19 protein-coding genes are annotated in these 20,059 nt (G+C 74.5%); 8 read left to right on the forward strand and 11 right to left on the reverse strand.

What is annotated here, in order from left to right; translation table 11 throughout:
• Positions 1-5: 5 nt before the first annotated feature.
• The 3 genes from ACFWJB_RS11350 to ACFWJB_RS11360 all read right to left on the reverse strand — a co-directional run bounded on the left by ACFWJB_RS11350 (position 6) and on the right by ACFWJB_RS11360 (position 4,025).
• Complete coding sequence (locus ACFWJB_RS11350) at positions 6-578, reverse strand: hypothetical protein (RefSeq protein WP_386921782.1); 573 nt, start codon at positions 576-578, stop codon at positions 6-8.
• A gap of 88 nt (positions 579-666) precedes the next feature.
• A complete protein-coding gene (locus ACFWJB_RS11355) occupies positions 667-3,066 on the reverse strand; it encodes a PQQ-binding-like beta-propeller repeat protein (protein WP_386921784.1) in 2,400 nt (799 codons plus the stop codon).
• Positions 3,067-3,266: 200 nt separating this feature from the next.
• Positions 3,267-4,025: a VOC family protein gene (locus tag ACFWJB_RS11360; protein ID WP_386921786.1), complete on the reverse strand. Its 759-nt coding sequence runs from the start codon at positions 4,023-4,025 to the stop codon at positions 3,267-3,269.
• Between the two features lie 122 nt (positions 4,026-4,147).
• Between ACFWJB_RS11360 and ACFWJB_RS11365 the strand changes: the two genes are divergently transcribed.
• The 3 genes from ACFWJB_RS11365 to ACFWJB_RS11375 all read left to right on the forward strand — a co-directional run bounded on the left by ACFWJB_RS11365 (position 4,148) and on the right by ACFWJB_RS11375 (position 6,260).
• Entirely contained in the window at positions 4,148-4,795 is a 648-nt protein-coding gene (locus tag ACFWJB_RS11365; protein ID WP_385464499.1) for a TetR family transcriptional regulator, read from the forward strand.
• A gap of 321 nt (positions 4,796-5,116) precedes the next feature.
• Positions 5,117-5,542 (forward strand): pyridoxamine 5'-phosphate oxidase family protein, encoded by a 426-nt coding sequence (locus ACFWJB_RS11370; RefSeq protein ID WP_385464496.1) that lies wholly within the window; start codon positions 5,117-5,119, stop codon positions 5,540-5,542.
• Positions 5,543-5,594: 52 nt separating this feature from the next.
• Complete coding sequence (locus ACFWJB_RS11375) at positions 5,595-6,260, forward strand: pyridoxal 5'-phosphate synthase (protein WP_385464493.1); 666 nt, start codon at positions 5,595-5,597, stop codon at positions 6,258-6,260.
• A gap of 7 nt (positions 6,261-6,267) precedes the next feature.
• Here ACFWJB_RS11375 and ACFWJB_RS11380 read toward each other — a convergent pair whose 3' ends face one another.
• Positions 6,268-6,879: a GNAT family N-acetyltransferase gene (locus tag ACFWJB_RS11380; protein ID WP_385464490.1), complete on the reverse strand. Its 612-nt coding sequence runs from the start codon at positions 6,877-6,879 to the stop codon at positions 6,268-6,270.
• Positions 6,880-6,995: 116 nt separating this feature from the next.
• On the opposite strand from ACFWJB_RS11380, the gene ACFWJB_RS11385 reads away from it, so the two are divergent.
• Positions 6,996-8,198 carry a flavin-containing monooxygenase gene (locus ACFWJB_RS11385; protein ID WP_386921790.1) on the forward strand — a complete coding sequence of 401 codons (1,203 nt, stop codon included), beginning with the start codon at positions 6,996-6,998 and terminating at the stop codon, positions 8,196-8,198.
• A gap of 24 nt (positions 8,199-8,222) precedes the next feature.
• Here ACFWJB_RS11385 and ACFWJB_RS11390 read toward each other — a convergent pair whose 3' ends face one another.
• Positions 8,223-9,536 (reverse strand): MFS transporter, encoded by a 1,314-nt coding sequence (locus tag ACFWJB_RS11390; RefSeq protein ID WP_386921792.1) that lies wholly within the window; start codon positions 9,534-9,536, stop codon positions 8,223-8,225.
• 71 nt (positions 9,537-9,607) lie between these two features.
• Here ACFWJB_RS11390 and ACFWJB_RS11395 point away from each other — a divergent pair, with 71 nt between their 5' ends.
• Positions 9,608-10,615: a GlxA family transcriptional regulator gene (locus ACFWJB_RS11395; RefSeq protein ID WP_386921794.1), complete on the forward strand. Its 1,008-nt coding sequence runs from the start codon at positions 9,608-9,610 to the stop codon at positions 10,613-10,615.
• Between the two features lie 358 nt (positions 10,616-10,973).
• Here the strand turns inward: ACFWJB_RS11395 and ACFWJB_RS11400 are convergent, their stop codons facing one another.
• From ACFWJB_RS11400 to ACFWJB_RS11410, 3 genes are all read right to left on the reverse strand, one after another.
• Positions 10,974-11,450, reverse strand: a complete 477-nt coding sequence (locus ACFWJB_RS11400) for an ATP-binding protein (protein ID WP_385464478.1) — start codon at positions 11,448-11,450, stop codon at positions 10,974-10,976.
• A gap of 485 nt (positions 11,451-11,935) precedes the next feature.
• On the reverse strand, positions 11,936-12,442 hold the full coding sequence (locus ACFWJB_RS11405) for an EF-hand domain-containing protein (RefSeq protein WP_385464476.1): 507 nt from the start codon (positions 12,440-12,442) through the stop codon (positions 11,936-11,938).
• A 127-nt stretch (positions 12,443-12,569) separates the two neighbouring features.
• Positions 12,570-12,950: an STAS domain-containing protein gene (locus tag ACFWJB_RS11410; protein ID WP_385464473.1), complete on the reverse strand. Its 381-nt coding sequence runs from the start codon at positions 12,948-12,950 to the stop codon at positions 12,570-12,572.
• A 371-nt stretch (positions 12,951-13,321) separates the two neighbouring features.
• On the opposite strand from ACFWJB_RS11410, the gene ACFWJB_RS11415 reads away from it, so the two are divergent.
• Together ACFWJB_RS11415 and ACFWJB_RS11420 are read left to right on the forward strand one after the other, a co-directional pair.
• Positions 13,322-13,903 carry a sigma-70 family RNA polymerase sigma factor gene (locus tag ACFWJB_RS11415; RefSeq protein WP_385464470.1) on the forward strand — a complete coding sequence of 194 codons (582 nt, stop codon included), beginning with the start codon at positions 13,322-13,324 and terminating at the stop codon, positions 13,901-13,903.
• Positions 13,900-15,246, forward strand: coding sequence for a zf-HC2 domain-containing protein (locus ACFWJB_RS11420; RefSeq protein ID WP_385464467.1), 1,347 nt, complete (start codon positions 13,900-13,902; stop codon positions 15,244-15,246). Before ACFWJB_RS11415 ends, ACFWJB_RS11420 begins: the two co-directional genes overlap by 4 nt.
• Before the next feature lie 79 nt (positions 15,247-15,325).
• On the opposite strand, the gene purU is transcribed toward ACFWJB_RS11420, so the two are convergent.
• Positions 15,326-16,207: a formyltetrahydrofolate deformylase gene (gene purU, locus ACFWJB_RS11425; RefSeq protein WP_385464464.1), complete on the reverse strand. Its 882-nt coding sequence runs from the start codon at positions 16,205-16,207 to the stop codon at positions 15,326-15,328.
• Positions 16,208-16,255: 48 nt separating this feature from the next.
• Positions 16,256-16,756, reverse strand: coding sequence for a hypothetical protein (locus ACFWJB_RS11430; RefSeq protein WP_385464461.1), 501 nt, complete (start codon positions 16,754-16,756; stop codon positions 16,256-16,258).
• Positions 16,757-16,873: 117 nt separating this feature from the next.
• Here ACFWJB_RS11430 and ACFWJB_RS11435 point away from each other — a divergent pair, with 117 nt between their 5' ends.
• Positions 16,874-18,190: an ABC transporter substrate-binding protein gene (locus ACFWJB_RS11435; RefSeq protein ID WP_386921798.1), complete on the forward strand. Its 1,317-nt coding sequence runs from the start codon at positions 16,874-16,876 to the stop codon at positions 18,188-18,190.
• A 51-nt stretch (positions 18,191-18,241) separates the two neighbouring features.
• Here ACFWJB_RS11435 and ACFWJB_RS11440 read toward each other — a convergent pair whose 3' ends face one another.
• Positions 18,242-19,933 carry a hypothetical protein gene (locus tag ACFWJB_RS11440; RefSeq protein WP_386921800.1) on the reverse strand — a complete coding sequence of 564 codons (1,692 nt, stop codon included), beginning with the start codon at positions 19,931-19,933 and terminating at the stop codon, positions 18,242-18,244.
• Positions 19,934-20,059: the final 126 nt, after the last annotated feature.

Raw genomic sequence — 20,059 nt, forward strand, 5'->3', positions numbered from 1 at the left:
CCGCGTCAGGTCAGCGGCAGGATCTCCTCGTCGTCCAGCTCGCAGTGGTCGGCGGTCCGGCCCGGGGCGTCGAGCGCGAGGCGTACGCGGCTCGCGCTGCCGGCGGGGACGGTGGTCTCCTGGCGGGCGTCGTCGATCGTGACGTCGCTCCCGTCCTTGAAGAACACGGTGACGGCGAACGTGAGCTCGCGGTCGTTGGGGTTGGTGACCTCGACCGTGGCGTACGGGTCGTCCTCGGTCGCGCAGCTCACGAGCTCCACCGTCGCGGCCTGCGGGGCGGCGCGGCCGCCGTCACCACCGCCGCCGTCGGTGTCGTCGTCGTGGTCGGTGCCGGAGCGGCCGTAGCCGTAGCCGCCGCTCGTGCCGCCGCCGTACGAGTCGTCGCCGTCGTCCTTGTACACGTCGCCGTCCGACGTGGACGACGAACTGTCATGGTCCTGGCCGCTGCTGCTGCACCCGCCCCCGCCGTCACCGCCGTGGCCGTGGCCGTGCCCGCGCCCCGTCGAGAACCCGGTCAGGCCGAGGACCACCAGTGCCGAGATGGCCGTGAACCTGCATGCTCGTCCCCGTGTCGTCATGACGCCACGCTAACCAGCGGCTGTCACGGGCATGTCACCGTGGCGCCACGGCCGGACACGCCGTGCGGCCGTGCCGGGGCGGAGCGCCTCAGGCCGTGCGCGCCGTCCCCGTGCCCTTCTCCGCGTCCAGCGCGTACACGCAGCGGTCCTTGCTGCACGCGTACACGATGCCGTCCCGCACCACCGGGGAGCCGGTGATCTCGCCGCCCGTCGCCAGCTTCCAGCGCAGGCGGCCGTCGTCGGCCTTCAGCGTGTAGAGGAGGTGGTCGGTGGAGCCGAAGTGGATCCGGCCCTCGGCCACCGCGGGCGCGCCGACGATCTCGCCGCCCGCCTGGAAACGCCACTTGGGCGTGCCGGTGACGGCGTCCAGGGTGTACAGGCCCTTGCCGCTGCCCACGTGGACGTGACCCGCGGCCACCAGGACCGGGTCGGTGGAGGAACGGCCCTCCGTCGCGATGCGCCAGCGGTCGCGGCCGTCGGTGGCGTCGAGGGCGTACACCGTGCCGAGGTAGTCGGCCAGGTAGACGCCGCCGCCGGTGACCGCGGGGCCCGGCACGAAGACCGGCGGGGACAGGAAGACCGCCGGGGCCTCGAAGTGCCAGCGGACGTGTCCGGAGGCGACCTCCAGGGCGAGGACGCGGGTGCCGGCCGCGACGTACACGTAGCCGTCGGGTGCCTGGGACAGGCGGACCGGCACGCCGCCGCAGGACGCCGCGTCGCCGATCGGGTACGACCAGCGCTCGTCGCCGGTCCGGGCGTCCAGGGCGCGCAGCCTGGCGTCCTGCCAGACGTACACCGTGCCGTCGTGGACGGCCGCGCCCGCCTCCGGGGACTCGAAGTCGGTCTGGGCGCCGGTGATCTCCCACAGCTTCTGGCCGCCCGAGGCCTCCCAGGCCTGGACGCCGCCGCCGCGGGTGGCGGTCACGACCGTGCCGCGGTCGGCCCGGAGGGAGTAGACCCAGGCGTCCGTCTGGACACGCCACAGGTCGGCGCCCTCCCGCGCGTCCAGGGCGAAGAGGGTCGGACCGTCGGAGGCGTGGATGCGGCCGTCCGCGACCGCCATCGACCAGGCCACGTCCCGGGTCTTGAAGCGGCGGCGTCCGGTGGCCACGTCCAGGGCGTGCACCTCGAAGGAGGTGACGTAGACCAGGTCCCCGTCGACGGACGGCGTGCCCCAGACGTCGTTGGACATGCGGAACCGCCAGGGCCGCCAGCCGCTCGCGGCCGCCTCGGGGGGCGCCGGGGGCACGGCGGGTGCCGGTACGGCCGGGTCGGCGCCGTTGACGCCGGGGCGCGGCCGGGACCAGGAGGCGGCCAGGGCGGACTCCGGCGGCGGCGCGGCCACGGCGGCCGCCCGCATGTCCGCGACGCGCGGGCCGGGGCCGATGGGCACCGGGGCGCCGGCCAGCTGGACGGGCCCGGTGTCCGGGGCGCCGACGGGCGCGGGTACCGGGGGGCCGTGCACGGACGGCGCCGGGACGACGGGGTCGTGCGAGGGCGGCGGCGGCAGCGGGGGCGCCGGTACGGCCGGCCGGGCACCGCCCGCACCTTGGCTGCGCCCGCCCGCCGTCACCGCGGGCCGGATCGAGGTGCGGCCGCCCCGCCGCCCCTCGATCAGCCCCACCGCCCGTTCGGGCAGCCACGCCGACGCCGTACCGCTGTCGTCGGAGCCGGAGCCGAACAGGTGCGGGGCGAGCTGGGACTGGAGGTCGGCGGGGTTGGGCCGGGCCGTCGCCTCCATCCGCATGCAGGACTCGATGAGCGGACGCAGCTCGTCGGGGAGGCCCTCCAGGTCGGGGCCCTCGCGCAGCAGCATGAAGACCGTCTCCACCGGGTTGGCCCCGTGGAACGGCGGGTGCCCGGTGGCGGCGAAGACCAGCATGGAGCCGAGCGAGAAGACGTCGCTGGCGCCGGTGACGCTGCGCGAGTCCTTCGCCTGCTCCGGCGACATGTACGCGGGGGTGCCGACGGCGACGTTCGTCATGGTCAGACGGGTGTTCGAGACACCGGAGGCGATACCGAAGTCGATCACCCGGGGGCCGTCCTCGACGACCAGGACGTTCGACGGCTTGAGGTCGCGGTGGACGAGCCCGGCGCCGTGGATCGACTGGAGCGCCTCCGCGACGCCCGCCGCCAGCCAGCGCACGGCCTGGGCGGGCAGCGGCCCGCACTCGTTCACTATTTCCTCGAGGGAGGGCGCGGGGACGTACGCCGTGGCCAGCCACGGCACGGCGGCCCGGGGATCGGCGTCGACCACGGCCGCCGTGTAGAAGCCGGAGACCGCGCGGGCGGCCTCCACCTCGCGCGTGAAGCGGACGCGGAACAGCTGGTCCTCGGCGAGCTCCGTCCGCACCGTCTTGATCGCCACGCGCCGGCCGGACGCCGAACGCGCCAGATAGACCAGCCCCATGCCGCCGGCGCCGAGCCGCCCCAGCACCTCGAACGGCCCGATCCGCCGCGGATCGTGCTGCGTCAGCTGATCCACCACTTGCCTGCCACCTCCCCGTACGAGCCGCGCCACCCACATATGTACGCGACCGACGTGCAGCGTCTCACCACCGCACCGCCGCGGCGGCACACACCCCGATTCTTCCTGTCCGGAGCCGTGGTGGCGAACCCTGGGACAATCGGGGTGTCACGTCTCAATCCCGGGCGAACACCCACCCGGACCCGGCGTCGCGGCGGTCCTCAGCGCTGGAGCAGCGCGAACGACGCGCCCTGGCCGTCCGAGACGACGGCCACCCGCCCGTACGACGTCCCGAACGGCGGCACCCGCACCCGTCCGCCGAGCCGGACCACCGTGCCGAGCGCCGCCTCGCAGTCCTCGACCCGGAAGTGCACGAGGAAGTGCGGCGGCATCTCGGCGGGGAAGACGTCGGTCACCGCCGCGCGGCCCACGTCGGGAGCGGCGCCCGGGCCGAAGAGCGCCTCGTGGAATAGGTCGCCGTAGAAGGCGTCGGCGGCCTCGGTGTCGCGGGTGTACAGCTCGGCCCAGGCGAAGGTGCCCGGCTGGTGCCGCCTGCCGAAGCCGGCGAAGGCGGTCCCGCCGGCGCCGGGGGCCCCTTGCCACAGGGCGAAGACCGCGCCCTGCGGGTCGGCCACGAGGGCGGTCGTGCCCAGGCCGTCGACGGGCCGCGGCGGCACGACGATCTGCCCGCCGGCCTCCCGGGCGCGCCCGGCCAGCGCCCCGGCGTCGCGGGCGGCGAAGTACACCGTCCACACCGTGGGCATCCGGCCGTCCGTCTTGGGCACCAGCGCGGCGACGGGTTCGCCGTCCAGCCGTGCCCACGCGGCGGCGCCGGGCCCCGCGTCCTCGAAGGACCATCCGAAGAGCTCGCCGTAGAAGCGCCGGCCCGCGGGGACGTCGGGGAGCTGTGCGTCCACCCAGCAGGGGACGCCTTCTGCGTACGCGGACGCCCTCTGGGCGGATGCACCGTTTTCGGCCATGCCGCCAACGTAACCGCGTCCCGCGCACGCCGCAGACCAGGCACAGCAGCCACTCCACGCCCGCGCACCCCATTTGCAGTCGGCCGAATCGCGCTGGGATCGCCCGTCGGTAAGCTGACTGCATGACAGGACAAGTGCGCACCGTGGACGGCCGCGTGGCCGGTCGACGCGGGCAGGCGACCCGGCAGAAACTGCTCGACTGCCTGGGCGACATGCTGAGCTCCTCGCCCTACCGGGACGTCAAGGTCATCGATGTCGCCCGGAAGGCAGGCACTTCGCCCGCGACCTTCTACCAGTACTTCCCGGACGTCGAGGGAGCCGTCCTGGAGATCGCCGAGCAGACGGTCGCCGAGAGCTCCGGCCTGGCCGAGCTGGCGGCGAACCGTTCCTGGGTCGGCAAGTCCGGATGGCAGACGGCGCAGGAACTGGTCGACGGGTTCCTCGAGTTCTGGCGGAAGAACGACGCGATCCTCCGGGTCGTCGACCTGGGCGCCGCGGAGGGCGACAAGCGGTTCTACAAGCTGCGGATGAAGATCCTCAACTCGGTGAACACGGCCCTCGCGGACTCCGTCGCCGAGCTGCAGGCCAAGGGCAAGGTCGACAAGGACGTGAACCCGGCGGCGATCGCCGGCGCGCTGGTCACGATGCTCTCGGCCGTCGCCTCGCACCAGAAGGGCTTCACCTCCTGGGGCGTGAAGCAGGCCGATCTCCGGCCGAACCTGGCCCTGTTGACGTACCTGGGCATCACCGGCAGGAAGCCCACCAAGTAGCGCGCCCGACCGGTCACGCGGCAGCCTGTCATCCCTGCCCGATCCGCCACGCCCCCGGTCCCTCGCACGCCCTGCCACGCCGGTGTCCGCTCGCGCACCGCCTCCGGCTCCCCCGCACCGCCCCGCGCCTCCTCCCCCCCGCCTCCTACCCGGCCCCGGACGCCCGCCGCGCCGCACCCCTCCGTGGTGCCGAGCCGCCCGCTGCCCGGCCGCCGCCCGGCCCGCAGGGGAACAACCGCCCGGACGCCCGCTGTTGCGAACGGTGCAGGCACCCCGACAGCCCGACAGCCGGACACCCGAACGCCGTTGGAGGAGACCGCGATGGCTCTGAGCCGCGAAGAGCGTGAACAGTTCCTGGCCGAACCCCACGTCGCCGCGCTGGCGGTGGACGCGGGAGCCGGACGGGCCCCGCTGACCGTGCCGATCTGGTACCAGTACGAGACCGGTGGCGACGTCTGGATCCTGACCGGGCTCGACAGCCGCAAGAACGCGCTGATCAAGGCGGCCGGCCGGTTTTCCCTGATGGTCGACCGGCTGGAGCCCACCATCCGGTACGTCTCGGTGGAGGGCCCGGTCGTCGAGACGGCCCCCGCGACCGTCGAGCTGCTGCGGGAGATGTCGGCCCGGTATCTCCCGGCCGAGAAGGTCGACGGCTACGTCGACTTCGCCTGGAAGAACCACGGCGAACAGGTCGTCGTCCGGATGCGGCCCGAGCGCTGGGTCTCCTCCGACCTCGGCCAGGTGTGAACCGTAGGACGAACGTCCCCCGCCCGGAGCGTCGCCACGTGACAATCGGGACATGGAACCCGATCTTCACGAGCTGCTGAGGTCACTGCGGGTGTGGGACCCGGCGGTCACCGAACTGCGGCCGTTCGACCCCGCCACCGCGCCCGGCGACCCGCTGCCCCTGTTCACCCGGTGGTTCGCCGAGGCGGTGGCGGCCGGACAGGACGAGCCGCACACCGTGTCGCTGGCGACGGCCGACGCCGAGGGGTGGCCGGACGTGCGGATCGTGATGCTGCACGGCGCGGACGGGGACGGCTGGTCCTTCGCCACGCACGCCGACAGCCGAAAGGGCCGCCACCTCGCCGCCCGGCCGTACGCCGCGCTCGTCTTCTACTGGCCGGTGCTGGGCCGCCAGGTGCGGGTGCGCGGCCCGGTCGCCGTCGCCCCGGCCGAGGAGGCGCGGGCCGACCTGCACGCCCGGTCGACCGGCGCGCTGGCCGCCGCCCTCACCGGCCGGCAGAGCGCGCCCCTGAGCTCGCCGGAGGAGCTGGCGCGCGCCTCCGGCACGGCCTGGGAGCAGGCCGAGCGGGAGCCGGACGCGTCCGTCCCGTCCTGGACGCTGTACCGGCTGCGGCCGCAGGAGGTGGAGTTCTTCCAGGGCGACGCCCGGCGCCGCCACGTACGCCTCGCCTACCGGCGGGCCGGGGCGGGCTGGCGCACCCAGCTGCTGTGGCCGTGAGCGCCGGTCACCGCGTGCCGGGAGCCGCCGGCTCCGCGTCGGTCGCCAGCCGGGCATGCAGGTGGGCGTCCCGGAACGCGTCGTGCCGGCCGGCCTCGAACAGGGCGTCGCGCATCGTGCCCTCGTAGCGGTACCCGGACCGTTCGGCGACCCGGCAGGAGGCGTCGTGACCCACCGCGTGGCCCAGTTCCAGGCGGTGGACGCCGAGTTCCGCGAAGGCCCAGCGCGACGCCAGGAGCAGGGCACGGGTGGCGACGCCCCGGCCGCGGGCCCCGGGCAGCACCCAGTAGCCGACGCGGGCCAGCTTCAGGGGGAGGTTGATCTCGTTGACGCCGACGTGCCCGAGCGTCGTGCCGTCCGCCCCGTCCGTGATCCGGAACGACGCGGACCTGCCCTCGTCGGCGTCCCGCGCCCGCGCCCGCAGCGACTCGCGGGCCGCCCTCAGGTCGGACATCGGCCGGAGCGGCGTGTTCCAGCGCTGGAAGTCGGGGTCCTGGTAGCCGCTCAGCCACGTCCGCACGTCGGCTTCGCTGCCGGCGTCCCAGGCACGGAGGTGGAGGCCGTGCCCACGCGGTTCGGTGACGGAGGGGGCGAGGGTGCGTGTACGTGTGTGGGCCATCCGCTCATTCAATCCGACCGGGACCGGTGGAGGCCCGCGAGTTTCCGTGACCGATCCGCAACCGATTCCGGTCTTGACCGAGACCCATCAAGCGAGACCGGGATTACGCTCGCCGCATGGCCGACTCCACAGCGTCCGCTGCATCACGGTCCGCCCACCCCGCGGACCTGCCCGTGTACGTCATCGGCGGCGGGCCCGGCGGCCTGGCCGTCGCCCACGCGCTGCGCGCACGGGGGCTGCGGGCCGTCGTCCTGGAGCGGGCCGACCGGGTCGGCGCGTCCTGGCGGCGCCACTACGACCGGCTCCGGCTGCACACCACCCGCCGGCTGTCGGCGCTGCCCGGTCTGCCGATGCCGCGCCGCTTCGGGCGGTGGGTGGCCCGCGACGACGTGGTGCGGTACCTGGAGAAGTACGCCGCCCACCACCAGCTGGAGATCGTGACCGGTGTCGAGGTCTCCCGCGTCGAGCGCGCGCCCGACGGCACCGGCTGGGTGCTGCACGCGTCCGGGGGCCGCGAACTGGCCGGCGCGGCGGTCGTGGTCGCCACCGGGTACAACCACACCCCGCGGCTGCCGGACTGGCCCGGCCGGGACACGTACACCGGGGAGCTGCGGCACGCCGCCGAGTACCGGAACCCGGCTCCCTACGCGGGCCGGGACGTCCTGGTCGCCGGCGTCGGCAACACCGGTGCGGAGATCGCCGTGGACCTGGTGGAGGGCGGCGCCGCGCGGGTGCGCCTGTCCGTCCGCACCCCGCCGCACATCGTGCGCCGCTCCACCGCCGGCTGGCCCGCCCAGTACACCGGCGTCCTCTGCCGGCGCCTCCCGGCCGGCCTGGTCGACCGGCTGGCCCGGCCGCTGGCCCGGCTCAGCGTGCCGGACCTGTCGGCACAGGGCCTGCCGCGCCCCGAGGCCGGGCTCTACACCCGGGCACGGCAGGGCGCCATTCCGGTGCAGGACGTCGGCCTGATCGACGCGGTGCGCTCGGGCCGGGTGGAGGTCGTGGCCGCGGTGAACGGGTTCGAGGCCGGCAAGGTGCTCCTCGCGGACGGCTCCCGCGTCGCCCCCGACGCGGTGATCGCCGCGACCGGATACCGGCGGGGCCTGGAGGGCCTGGTGGGCCACCTGGGCGTCCTCGACGCGGCGGGGAAGCCCGTCGCGCACGGCGGCCGCACGCCGCCGGGCGCCCCCGGCCTGTACTTCACCGGCTTCACCAACCCGATCAGCGGCATGCTGCGTGAGCTGGCGCGGGACGCGACGCGGATCGCCGCGGCGGTCGGCCGGGACGGGGACCGCCGGGTCACACGACTGCCGCGCTGAGTCCTCCGCCGGCCCCGGGCCCGCTCAGGGCGCCGCGAGCTCCGGGGTTCCCGTCCGGCGGATCACCAGCGCCATCAGGGCGGCCACCGCGCACAGGGCGCCGGAGGCGTACCAGACGACGTCGTACGTGCCGAAGGTGTCGCGGGCGACGCCGCCGAGGAAGGCGACGAGGGCCGCGCCGACCTGGTGGGAGGCGAGGACCCAGCCGAAGACGATCGCGCTGTCCTCGCCGTACCGCTCGCGGCACAGGGCGAGGGTGGGCGGGACGGTGGCGACCCAGTCGAGGCCGTAGAAGACGATGAAGAAGACCATCGGCGGGTGGACGCCGGGCGCCAGCAGGAAGGGGAGGAACAGGAGGGAGACGCCGCGCAGGGCGTAGTAGACGGCGAGCAGGCGGCGCGGTTCGAAGCGGTCGGTGAACCAGCCGGAGGCGATCGTGCCGATCACGTCGAACACGCCGATGACGGCGAGCAGCGAGGCGGCGGCGGTCAGCGGCATGCCGTGGTCGTGGGCCGCGGGCACGAAGTGGGTCTGGATCAGGCCGTTGGTGGAGGCGCCGCAGATCGCGAAGGTGCCGGCCAGCAGCCAGAACGGGCCGGTGCGCACCGCGGAGAACAGGACCGTCAGGGCGCGGCGGGCGGCGCCGGGGACGGGTGCGGGCTTGGGCACGAACTTTTTCGCGCCGTAGGGCTTCTGGCCGACGTCGGCCGGGTGGTCGTGCAGCAGCAGCCAGACGAAGGGGACGACGGCGAGGGCGGCGAGGGCGACCGTGACGGCCGCGGGGCGCCACTTGTACGTCTCCACGATCCAGGACAGCAGCGGCAGGAAGATCAGCTGCCCGGAGGCGGAGGCGGCGGTGAGAACGCCGGTGACCAGTCCGCGCCGCTCGGTGAACCAGCGGTTGGTGACGGTGGCGGCGAAGGCCAGCGCCATCGAGCCGGAACCGAGGCCGACCAGCAGGCCCCAGCACACGATGAGCTGCCAGGCGGAGTCCATCCACACGGTCAGGCCCGAGCCGAGCGCGATGACGGTGAGCGCGACGGCGACCACGCGCCGGATGCCGAAGCGGTCCATGAGCGCGGCGGCGAAGGGGGCGGTCAGGCCGTAGAGCGCGAGGTTGACGGAGACGGCGGCGCCGATCGTGCCGCGCGACCAGCCGAATTCGTCCTGGAGCGGGTCGACGAGGATGCCGGGCAGGGACCGGAAGGCGGCGGCGCCGATGATCGTCACGAAGGTGACGGCGGCCACCCACCAGGCACGGTGCACCCGGGGGCCGCGGCGCGGCCCGGCGGGCTCGGCGCGGCGCACGGCCGCCGTGGTGTCGGTTGTCTGGGTCACGTCATCGAGCTTCGGGCCCGGGGGCCGTCGGATCGAGTGGCCCGGAAGACAGGGTTCGCTAGGATCGGGCCATGACGTCCGGCCAAACGCACCGCCCGCACCGCGTCGTCGTCCTCGCCCTCGACGGCCTGCTCCCCTTCGAACTGGGCATCCCGCAGCGGATCTTCGGGCTCGCCCGCGACGAACGGCGGCGCCGCCTGTACGAGGTGGTCACCTGCTCGGTCCGGCCGCCGGGGCCGGTGCGGACGGACGCCGACTTCGCGGTCCTCGTCGAGAACGGACCCGAGGCGCTGGCCACCGCGGACACGGTCGTCGTCCCGGCGTCGTACGAACTCGGCCCGGTGTACGAGGAGGGCAGGCTGACCGGGGAGCTGGCCGCCGCCCTGGCCGGGATCCGGCCCGGCACCCGGCTGGTCGCCATCTGCACCGGGGGGTACGTGCTGGCCGCCGCCGGGCACCTCGACGGCCGCCCGGCGACCACGCACTGGGCCTCCGCCACGCACTTCCAGCGGCTCTTCCCGAAGGTCCGGGTCGATGCCGACGTGCTGTTCGTCGACGACGGCGACGTGCTCACCTCGGCCGGGGTCGCGGCCGGGATCGACCTGTGCGTGCACATCGTGCGCCGGGACCACGGCACCGCCGTCGCCAACGAGGTGGCCCGCCGGACCGTCGTCCCGCCCCACCGCGACGGCGGGCAGGCGCAGTACATCGAGCGGCCGGTGCCCGATCCGCAGCAGTCGTCCACGGCCGGAGCCCGCGCCTGGGCGCTCGGCCGGCTCCAGGAGCCGATCCAGCTCCGGGACATGGCCGAGCAGGAGGCCATGTCGGTGCGCACCTTCACCCGCCGGTTCCGCGAGGAGGCCGGCATCAGTCCCGGCCAGTGGCTGACCCGGCAGCGGGTCGAGCGGGCCCGGCACCTCCTGGAGTCCACCGCTCTCTCCGTCGACCAGGTGGCCCGTGCGGCGGGCTTCGGGACGGCACAGTCGATGCGGCAGCACCTGCAGGCGGCCCTGGGGGTCACACCGACCGCGTACCGGCGGACGTTCCGGGCGGAGTTCTCCACAGCCTGTGGAGAATGACGGCACCGCCGGAAGTCGTCGGCCGGCGGCGCGGCACCGTCCGCCCCGCGCACGGCACCGCACGCCGCCACCCGACTCCGGCGCTCCCGCACGGTTCCCGCCGCCCCCGGGAGGAACCGCCGCCGAAACACGACCCGCACTCGCCGAGGACTCCGCCACCGAGCCCTCGCCGTCCCCTCGCGGCGAATCGTTGCCTCCAAGCGTGAGGACCCGGTGACGATCCGTCAACCTTCAACCAATCACGGGCAGTTGCTCCGCGTTCACGCGGGAAGCGCACGGAAGCACGCCCGGGCGCACCGCCGCACCGACGCCGCAGGAGGAGGGGCCGGTGCGCCCGGCACGCCCCGCGCCGGGGTGCCTACACCGCCTCGTAGGCCAGCCCTTCCCGGGGCGCCGCGCCGCCCGCCCGGGCCTGCGGGGTCGCCAGGGCATCGGGGCAGCGGTCCAGTTCGCACCAGATGCGCTTGCCGGCGTCCTCACGGCTCCAGCCCCAGCGGTCGGCGAGGCAGTCGACGAGGGCGAGTCCCCGGCCGCCCGTCGCGTCGCCGTCCACGCACCGGGGCACCGGGGCACGCCCGCTGGTGTCCTCCACCTCGAGGCGGACCGTGGCCTCACCGCTCACCGTGCCCGGCAGCACGAGCCGCAGCACGGCGGGGCGGCCGGTGTGCATGACGGCGTTGGTGACGAGCTCGGAGACGAGCAGGACCAGCGTCTCGGCGAGTGGTTCGTCGGCCTGTATCCCGCACCCGGCGAGCCGTGAGCGGGCCCACCGACGGGCTCGCCCGACCTCTGCGGGGTCGGGCCGGATCTCCAGCTGCACTTGAAGCACCTGCACCGCTCACACCATCCGAACCGGCGGACACAAAGGCTCGCGCCTCATGAGGGCCACGATCGTAGCCATTTTCTGCATGACCAGAACAACGGCCGGGCCAGAGATCACGGAACGTGATCCCCGTACAGGACAGCATGGTTGACGTACAGTCACCTCAACAAGCGCTTCGGGCATATTCCAGCGCGAAGGAGTACCTGTGCGGCATACTGTGCGACGCCCGGTCCGGGGGGTCGAACAGACGGTGGCCGACGGCCGCTCCGCCCTGCGGGGCAAGGCGCACACGCCCGGTTCCGGGGCCGCCCGACGGACGGCACCGGCGCGGTCCGCGCTCGGGAGCACTCGCATCCCACCCAAGGTACCCGAGCACGGCACCGACTCCGGACCGTGACGGCGCGTCCACCGGATCCGGCGCGATGCCGACGCTCAGTGACGACGCGCTGCCACGATCCGCGACAGCGACGGCGAGGACGTCCGCGGCGCCGCGCGTGTCATTCGGGCACGGTGAACCAGCGGGCGAAGGCCGGGACGGCCTCGGCCTCCCCCACCCTGCCGTCGCCGTCCGTGTCGAGGGCGCCGGCGACGCCACGGGCGGTGTCCCCGGGGACGCCGAGCGCGGTGAGCATCCGCGCGGTGTCGGCGACGGTGACGGCGCCGTCCGTGCCGGCGACGGCGAGGGCCGCGTGCAGGAACGGGCGGGCGATCTCGGCGAACCGGTCCGGGTTGTCCCGCAGCCGCTTGACCGCCGCGGTGACGAACTCCTCACGGGTGATGCGCTGGTCGCCGTCGCGGTCGGCGATGCCGGCCATGCCCTGCCAGAGCGCCTCCGCCCCGGCGTACAGGGCCTGACCCCGGTCGGACCGGGCCGCGACGGCGAACTCGGCGAGCAGCGCCTTGGCCGCCGCGCTGAAGTCCTGCCGGTCGATGTAGCCGTTGCCGTCCTGGTCGAAGGTGGCGAACCGCGCCGCGATCCGGCGCTCGTACTCGCTGCTGACCATGTCTTCTCCGACCGCCTTCACATCACGTCGGTGGGTGCGTCTCGCACGGAGGGTACGACGCCCGGGACCCGCCCGTCGGGGGAACGACTGCCCGTCCCTCCCCCGGGGCACGCTCCGGGGCATGCCTCTAGGCGGAGAGTGAGTGTGGTCCGTCGCCGGTCGCCGAGGTGAGATCGGGGTGGACGTCGAAGAGCCGGCGCACACCCAGCGCGCCGAGGACCCGGTTGACGTGGGAGCCGTCGACGGCGCCCTGGGCGGGCAGTATGAGGCGCAGCCGGCCCTGGCAGGAGCGGATGAGACGCCGGGAGGCGATGAGCACCCCGACCCCGCTGGAGTCGCAGAACAGGACCTCGGAGAGGTCCAGGACGAGGCTGTGCCGCCCCTCGGCCACCTCGTCGTGCACCCGCTGCCGCAGCACCGGGGACGTCACCAGGTCCAGTTCACCCGACACCTGGAGCACGGCCCAGTCGCCCCGCTCGTCGCCGGTCACATTGAACGTCACCACCATGCCCTTCATTCGTCGGTACGTCCGGACTCGCTCGATACGGAAGCCATCCTTACGTTTCTTGGCCGCGCGCCTGCCCACCGGCCGTTCCCGCAAACACCCGGCCGGAAACGGGCCTCGATCAAAAGAGGCTTGTTTCAAACGGTTTCGATCCTGTTCGATCGAATTCGGTCGCACTATGGAGCGTAGGGGGTCGATCTGAGAGACCGATGAGCGCCCTACCACCTGCGGCCCGCACGGGGGCGCACATTGACACAAAGGGGCGTGCGTCACCGGACGTGCCGACTACATTCGAGGAGACGGTGGCCACAGGCTGGATGCCGGCAGGGAACCGGCCCGGCCTGTCGGCCCGAGCAGGGGGGTGAAGGAGCCGTATGGCGAACAAGGACCTGCCGCTGCGCTGGGACCGGAAGATGCAGCAGCGGCTCGCCCGGGGCGAGGCCGCGGCCCTCGGTGAGCTCTACGACCGGTTCGCCTCGCTCGTGCACGGCCTGGCGCACCGCGTGCTCGACGACGAGCGGGCCGCCGACCGCGTCACCCGGGACGTGTTCGCCCACGTCTGGGAGCACCCGGACACCTACGACCCCAGGCAGGGCCCGCTGCGCACCTGGGTCGCGACGCTGACCCACCGCCTGGCCGTGCAGCGCCTGCGGGCCACCGAGGCGGCCGCCCTCGCCCGCGGCGGCCCCGGCACCACCGAGGAACTGGAGCGCAGGGTGCGCCACGCCTCGGTCGCCGCCCGCGCCGACTACATCGTCCAGTCCATGCCGGCCCCGCTGCGGGCCGCGCTGGAGCTGGCCTACTTCCAGCGCCGCGACTACCGCCAGACCGCCGCCGACCTCGGCGTCACGGAGGACGAGGCCCGCCGCCGGCTGCGCCTGGGCCTGCAACTGCTGGCCACGGCCCGCGACGCCGGATCACCGGGGGCACCGCCCGGATACGGGGGCGCGGCATGAGCGGGACGTACGGCCGGCGCGACGAACCCGAGGGACCCGACGAGAAGGACGAAAAGCGCGAGGAGGACGAGAAGCGCGGGAAGGGCGAGAAGGAGACGAACGACGGGGACGGGGCGTTCGCCGACGCCGGCGGGCCGGAGCCCGTGCCGCGCATTCCGCTGCCGCGTGCCTCCGTCGAGGACGGCGGGCGCCCGCTGCCCGCGGCGGTACCGGCCGCACCCCTCGTACTGGAGCATCACGTGCTGACCTCCCTCCTCGGTGCCTGGGCGCTGGCCGCCTGTTCACCCGAGGAGGCGGCGGCCGTCGACGAGCACCTGGACGACTGCGGCGCCTGCGCCGAGGAGGCGCTGCGGCTGCGCGACGCCGTCGCGCTGCTCCAGCGCCCGGAGAGCCTGGACCTGGACCCCGCCCTGCGCACCCGCGTCCTGGACGGCTGCCTGGAGCGCCGCCCGCCGCGCATCCCGGTGCCCGGGTGGGCCACGGCGTACGACGCCGAGACCGCGCGTCTGGACGCGCTGCTGCAGGACATCGGGGACTCCGAGTGGCACGCGCCGGTGCGGCTGCGCTGGTTCGGGGAGGACGGCCAGGCGAGCCGGCGCACCACCGTCGCCGGGGTCATGGCGCACCTGCTGACGGTCGACGGGCTGGTCGGGGTCGCGCTGGGCCTGCCCGACCCGCTCGGCGACATCACCGCCCGGACCCCGGCCCCGGCGAGCCGCACCGAGGCCTACTGGCGCGCCTCGCACCGTCCGCCGACGCGCGCGGTGCGGGCGCCGTGGCGCGAGCAGAGCCACGCCATCGTGCGGACCGTGGCGTTCACCGGCGGTACGGGCGGCGGCGCGGGCCGGATGCCGGTCTCCTACGGCGATTTCGAGCTGCCGCTGCACGACGCCATGCTGGACCGGGCCTTCGAGTGCTGGGTGCACGCGGAGGACATCGCCCGGGCGGTGGACTACCCCTACGCCCCGCCCTCGCCGCGCCACCTCAACCGCATGATCGACCTCGCCGCCCGGCTGCTGCCCGGTGTCCTGGCCGCGCGCCGCAGGGCCGGGCTGGCCGCGCCCGCCGACGGCAGGCACCTGGTCGCGGCCGGGGAACCCGGACGCAGTCTGCGGCTGGAGATCGAGGGGTCGGGCGGCGGCGAGTGGCTCATCCCGCTGGACTCACCGGCCGCGGTGGGCTCGGCCGACCACGAGGTGGCCCATGTCGCCCTGGACGGCGTCGAGTTCTGCCGCTTGGCCGCGGGCCACGTGCCTCCGGCGGAGGCGGCCGCGGGTCAGGTGGGCGACCGGGAGGCGATCCGGGACGTGCTGTTCGCGGCGGCGAGCCTGAGCCGGATGTAGGGGCGGGTCGCGGTTTCGCCGGCGCGTGCGGTCCGTCGGTGGCCGCTCTCACGCGCCGACGGGACAGGGCCCCGAGCCGCTAGGCGAAGACGACCGTGCGGCGCCCGTTGAGCAGGATCCTCCGCTCGGCGTGCCACTTGACGGCCCGCGCCAGCGCCTGGCACTCCACGTCCCGCCCGATGGCGACCAGCTGGTCCGGCGTGACGTCGTGACCGACCCGCTCGACCTCCTGCTCGATGATCGGTCCCTCGTCCAGGTCGGCCGTCACGTAGTGCGCGGTCGCGCCGATCAGTTTCACGCCCCGGGCGTGCGCCTGGTGGTACGGCTTCGCGCCCTTGAAGCTCGGCAGGAAGGAGTGGTGGATGTTGATGATCCGGCCGCTGAGCTGCTTGCACAGGTCGTCCGAGAGGACCTGCATGTAGCGGGCCAGCACGACGAGTTCGACGTTCTCCTCGCGCACGATCTCCAGCAGCCGCGCCTCGGCGTCCGCCTTGGTGTCCCTGGTCACGGGAATGTGGTGGAAGGGGATGTCGTACGACCCCACCAGCTCCGCGAAGTCGGTGTGATTGGACACCACGGCGGCGATCTCGACGGGCAGCGCCCCGATCCGGGCCCGGAACAGCAGGTCGTTCAGGCAGTGCCCGAACTTGCTGACCATGAGCACGATGCGCGTCTTCTCGTCGGCCCGGTTGATCTGCCAGTCCATGTGGAAGGAGTCACCGATCGCCGCGAAGCTGGCGCGCAGCTTGTCCACGGTCACCGGGGCGTCGGCCGAGAAGTGGACGCGCATGAAGAACAGGCCCGTGTCGTGGTCGCCGAACTGCTGGCTGTCCTCGATGTTGCAGCCGGTCATGAACAGATAGCTCGACACGGCGTGCACGATGCCCTGCTTGTCGGGGCAGGACAGGGTGAGGACGTACTGGTCGGCCGGTGCGGCGGCGGGGCTGGACTGCTCGTTCATGGGGGACAGGGTCCCATATCCGGCGCTCCCGGGCCGACGTCCGTCCCGTCAGGCGGACCGGGTCATGATCCGCAGCACCTCGAGGCTGCGGGGCTCCGAGTCCGGCTCCTCGCCGTCGCTGGTGGCCAGCCGCACGTGCGCGTCCCGCGCCGCCCGCACCGCCTCCGGCCAGTCCGGGTGGTCGAGGTAGGCGGCCACCGGCGCGTCCGGCCCCACCTGGTGCATGATCCGCAGGACCCGCAGCACGGCGGTGTCGACGAGCGCCGCCTCCTGGGAGTCGCGGAAGATCGTGCCGACGTACTTCTCCGCGGACCAGTGGTCCAGCCAGGTGTCCTCCACCAGCCGGTACACCGCGTCGGTGACGTCGCCGTAGCCGGGCGTGCCGGCCAGCCAGACGTCCCGCTGGAAGGCGGGCGCGGAGAGCATGTGCAGCGCGGAGCGCACCTGGCTGCGCCAGCGCCACCACGGCATGTCGTTGAGTGGCATGCCGCCCATGGTGGAGGAGCGGCGGCCGCGACGGGAAGTGTTCTCCGAACCTTGCACGGTCATCGATCGTACGTTCCCCTCCACCCGGGCCGTACCGGCCCCCGCAATTCACCCCGGCGTCACCATGCGTTGACCGGGGGTCACTTCCAGGTTATCCGTGTGGCGGAATCGTGCGGAACCATGACCGGCAGGCGACGCAACCGCAGCTCGTTCCCCAGCGGCCTCACCGGCCGCTTCCGGCCCACCCGAACCGGCGCGCTGACCGCGGGTGCGCTGGCGGCGTGTGCCTCGCTCGTCGCCGGCTGCGGGGTCGTCCCCGGGGTCACGGGGGGCTCCGGGGACGACCCGATCACCGTCATGACCTGGGCGCCCTCCGACACGGGCGCGACCAACAAGCCCGGCATGCCCGCCTTCGCGCGTGCCTACGCCCGCTGGGTCAACGCGCACGGCGGCCTCGGCGGCCGCAAGCTGAACGTCCTGACCTGCAACGACCGCAACGAGAGCGTGGCCGCCGCGAAGTGCGCCCGCCGTGCCGTCAAGGAGGGCGCGGTCGCGGTGGTCGGCTCCTACAGCCAGCACGCCGACTCCTTCTTCCCCGTCCTGGAGGGCGCCGGCATCCCCTACATCGGCGGCTACGGCATCACCAACACCGAGTTCACCAGCCCCCTGTCCTACCCCGTCAACGGCGGCCAGCCCGCGCTGCTCGCCGGTCTGGGCAGCGCGCTCGCCGAGGACTGCGGGCCCGTCACGCTCGTCCGGCCCGACACCATCGCGGGCGACCAGCTGCCCGCGCTGCTCGACTCGGGACTGACCGGGGGCGGGCACGCCCCGACCCACGACCAGCGGGCGCGGGAGGACGCCACGGAGTACGACGGCGACTCCGGCCGTGCGCTGCGGCAGGCGACCGCCGAGCCCTCGCGGGAGGGGTGCGTGGTGCCGGTCCTCGGCGACCGCACCGGCACCTTCATGGACTCCTTCCGGCGGGCCCGCGGCGAGTATCCGGAGGTCCGGACGGCGACCGTGCTCGGCAGCGTCGACCAGTCGGCGGTCAACGCGTCCGGCGGCGCCTCGGGCCCCTACGAGGGCGCGTACGTCACCGGCTGGTACCCGGAGGCGGACGATCCGGGCTGGGCCGGGATGAAGAAGGTGATCCAGGAGGAGGCGTTCGGCGACAACACCGTCGACGCCACGGACGCGGGGGTGCAGACCACCTGGATCGCATACACCGTGCTGAGGCAGGTCGTCGAGTCGCTCGGGGGCGGCGCGGTGAGCGCCGACCGCGTCACCCTGGCCCTGGACGGCGGGCTGGAGGTCGGCACGGGCGGCCTCACCCCGGCGCTCCGGTGGGAGTTCCAGGACAAGCTGGCCTCGGTCGGCTTCCCGCGGCTGGTGAACACCGAGGTCACGCTGCAGGTCGTCCGGCAGGGCAGGCTGGTGTCGGCCCGCGAGGGCGCCGTCGACACCACGCGGACCCTGCGCACCGCCGACCTCACCTGAGCCGGACCGGGCCGCACGCCGGGGCGGGCTCGGGAGCCCGCCCCGGGACGGTCACAGCTGGGTCGGCTGGCGTTCGGTGAGGCCGTACTGCTTGGCGATGGTGTTCCAGAGCGCGGCGGCCTTCGCCTTCTCCGTGCTCGCCGTGCCGCTCGCCCGGTTGCCGGCCTGCGTCTCGCCGGTGGTGCGGGCCTTGCCCTTCTTGCAGCCCTTCTTCCCGGCCGTCTGGTCGGCCCAGGCCGCGTAGTGGTTGTCGGCCGACGCCGAGGCCTGCCACGCCTTGGTCAGCGCGGCGGTCAGCTCGGCGTGGCCGGGCAGCTTGTCCACGGAGAGCTGGGAGAGGCTGGTGACCAGCCCGGTGCGCTGCTTGGCGGCCTCGCGCAGATCCTTGGCCGCCTGGGGCAGGTTGTCGCAGGACTTCACGTCGGCCACCGCGTTGATCACGCTGGTCCGGCTGCTGCCGCTGTCGGCGAGCAGCTTGTCCAGCTCGACCGCCTGCTGCCGGACCGGGTCGGCGGACGGTGACGCCGAGGCCGACGCGGTGTCCGCGGGGGCCGTGGCGGACACCGTCTGGTTGCCGCCCTTGTCGTCGCCGCCGTCCCCGCCGGCCATCATCGCGCCGGCGCCGACCCCGACGACGGCGATGCCGACGCCCACGGCCGCGAAGAGCGGCAGCCGCGAACCGGTCCGGCCGCCCCGGCCGCCGCCCCGGCCCGCGTCGTCACCGCCGCGGCGCCTGCCGCCGCCCCCGGGACCCTGCGGGACGTACGCGGCCTGGTCCGCGGGGTACGCGGAGCCCGGCTCGTCGAAGCGGGGCATCTGCTGGGTGGAGGAGGCCGGGCCGTCGGCGCCCGGGGCGCTGCGGAAGAGGCTGTCGAACTCGGCGGGCGGCTGCCGGGCGTCGTCGGGGCCGGGAACGCCGTGGGGTCCCGCGGGGGGCCCGGCGGGCACGGGCGCGATGTACTGCGTGGCCTCGGCGTCGGGGTGGGAGACCGCCGGCGCGGGCGGGGCGGGCTGGTGGCCGGCACCGGGATGCGGCGCGTGCCCGAGGAACTGGGTCGCGTCGGGGAGGGTGCCCGCGGGTCTCTCGGGAGGCAGCGCCCCCGGACTCACGGGCGGTATGTACTGCGTCGCCCCCTCGTCGGCGGGCATGCCGACCGGCGGCAGGTACTGGGTGGCGCCCTCGTCGGCCGACGGAAGCGGCGCGGACGGCTGGCCCTGCTGCCCGTGCTGGCCGTGCTGGCCGTGCTGGCCGTGCTGGCCGTAGGCCGGCTGCCCGTACGCGGGCTGCCCGTAGTCCTGCCGGCCGTACTCCGGCTGCCCGTACGGCGGCTGCGCGCCCTGGGTGTGCCCGGCGGCGGCCGGACCGCCGTACGCGGGCGGCTGGGCGTTCTCCGGGGGCAGCGGGCCGGGACCCGCCTCGGGCGGCAGGCCGCCGGGGCCCTGCCCGGGCCATGCGTGCTGCCCGGCGGGCGGGCCGGCCTCCGGGGACCCCCAGGGCTGGGCGTCGGGCGGAGTGGGCCAGCTCTGCCCCTGGGACGGGCCGTACTGCTGCTCGGGTCCCCACGGCTGGTCCCAGGCCTGGGCGCCGGGCGGCGCCGAGGCGGGTGCGGGCCGAGCGGCCTCCGGCCCGGCGGGTCCGCCCGCCGAGCCCGGCAGCAAGGGCGCGCCGCCGTCCGAGGGCAGCACGATGCCTTCGCGCGCTTGCCGCGGCGAGGGCTCCTCGCCCTGTCCACTCTGCGTCACCGGGACTCCTGTGAATGGGGGACCTTCGGAATCGTCGGCTCACGCTACCGGGTACCCGGAGCCCCCTGCCACGCCGCCCGGGGCGTGACCCTCTTCCCTGTGACCGCAGTAACAAAACCGTGCCCC

The organism is Streptomyces sp. NPDC127100 (assembly GCF_042724095.1).
Classification (GTDB): domain Bacteria; phylum Actinomycetota; class Actinomycetes; order Streptomycetales; family Streptomycetaceae; genus Streptomyces.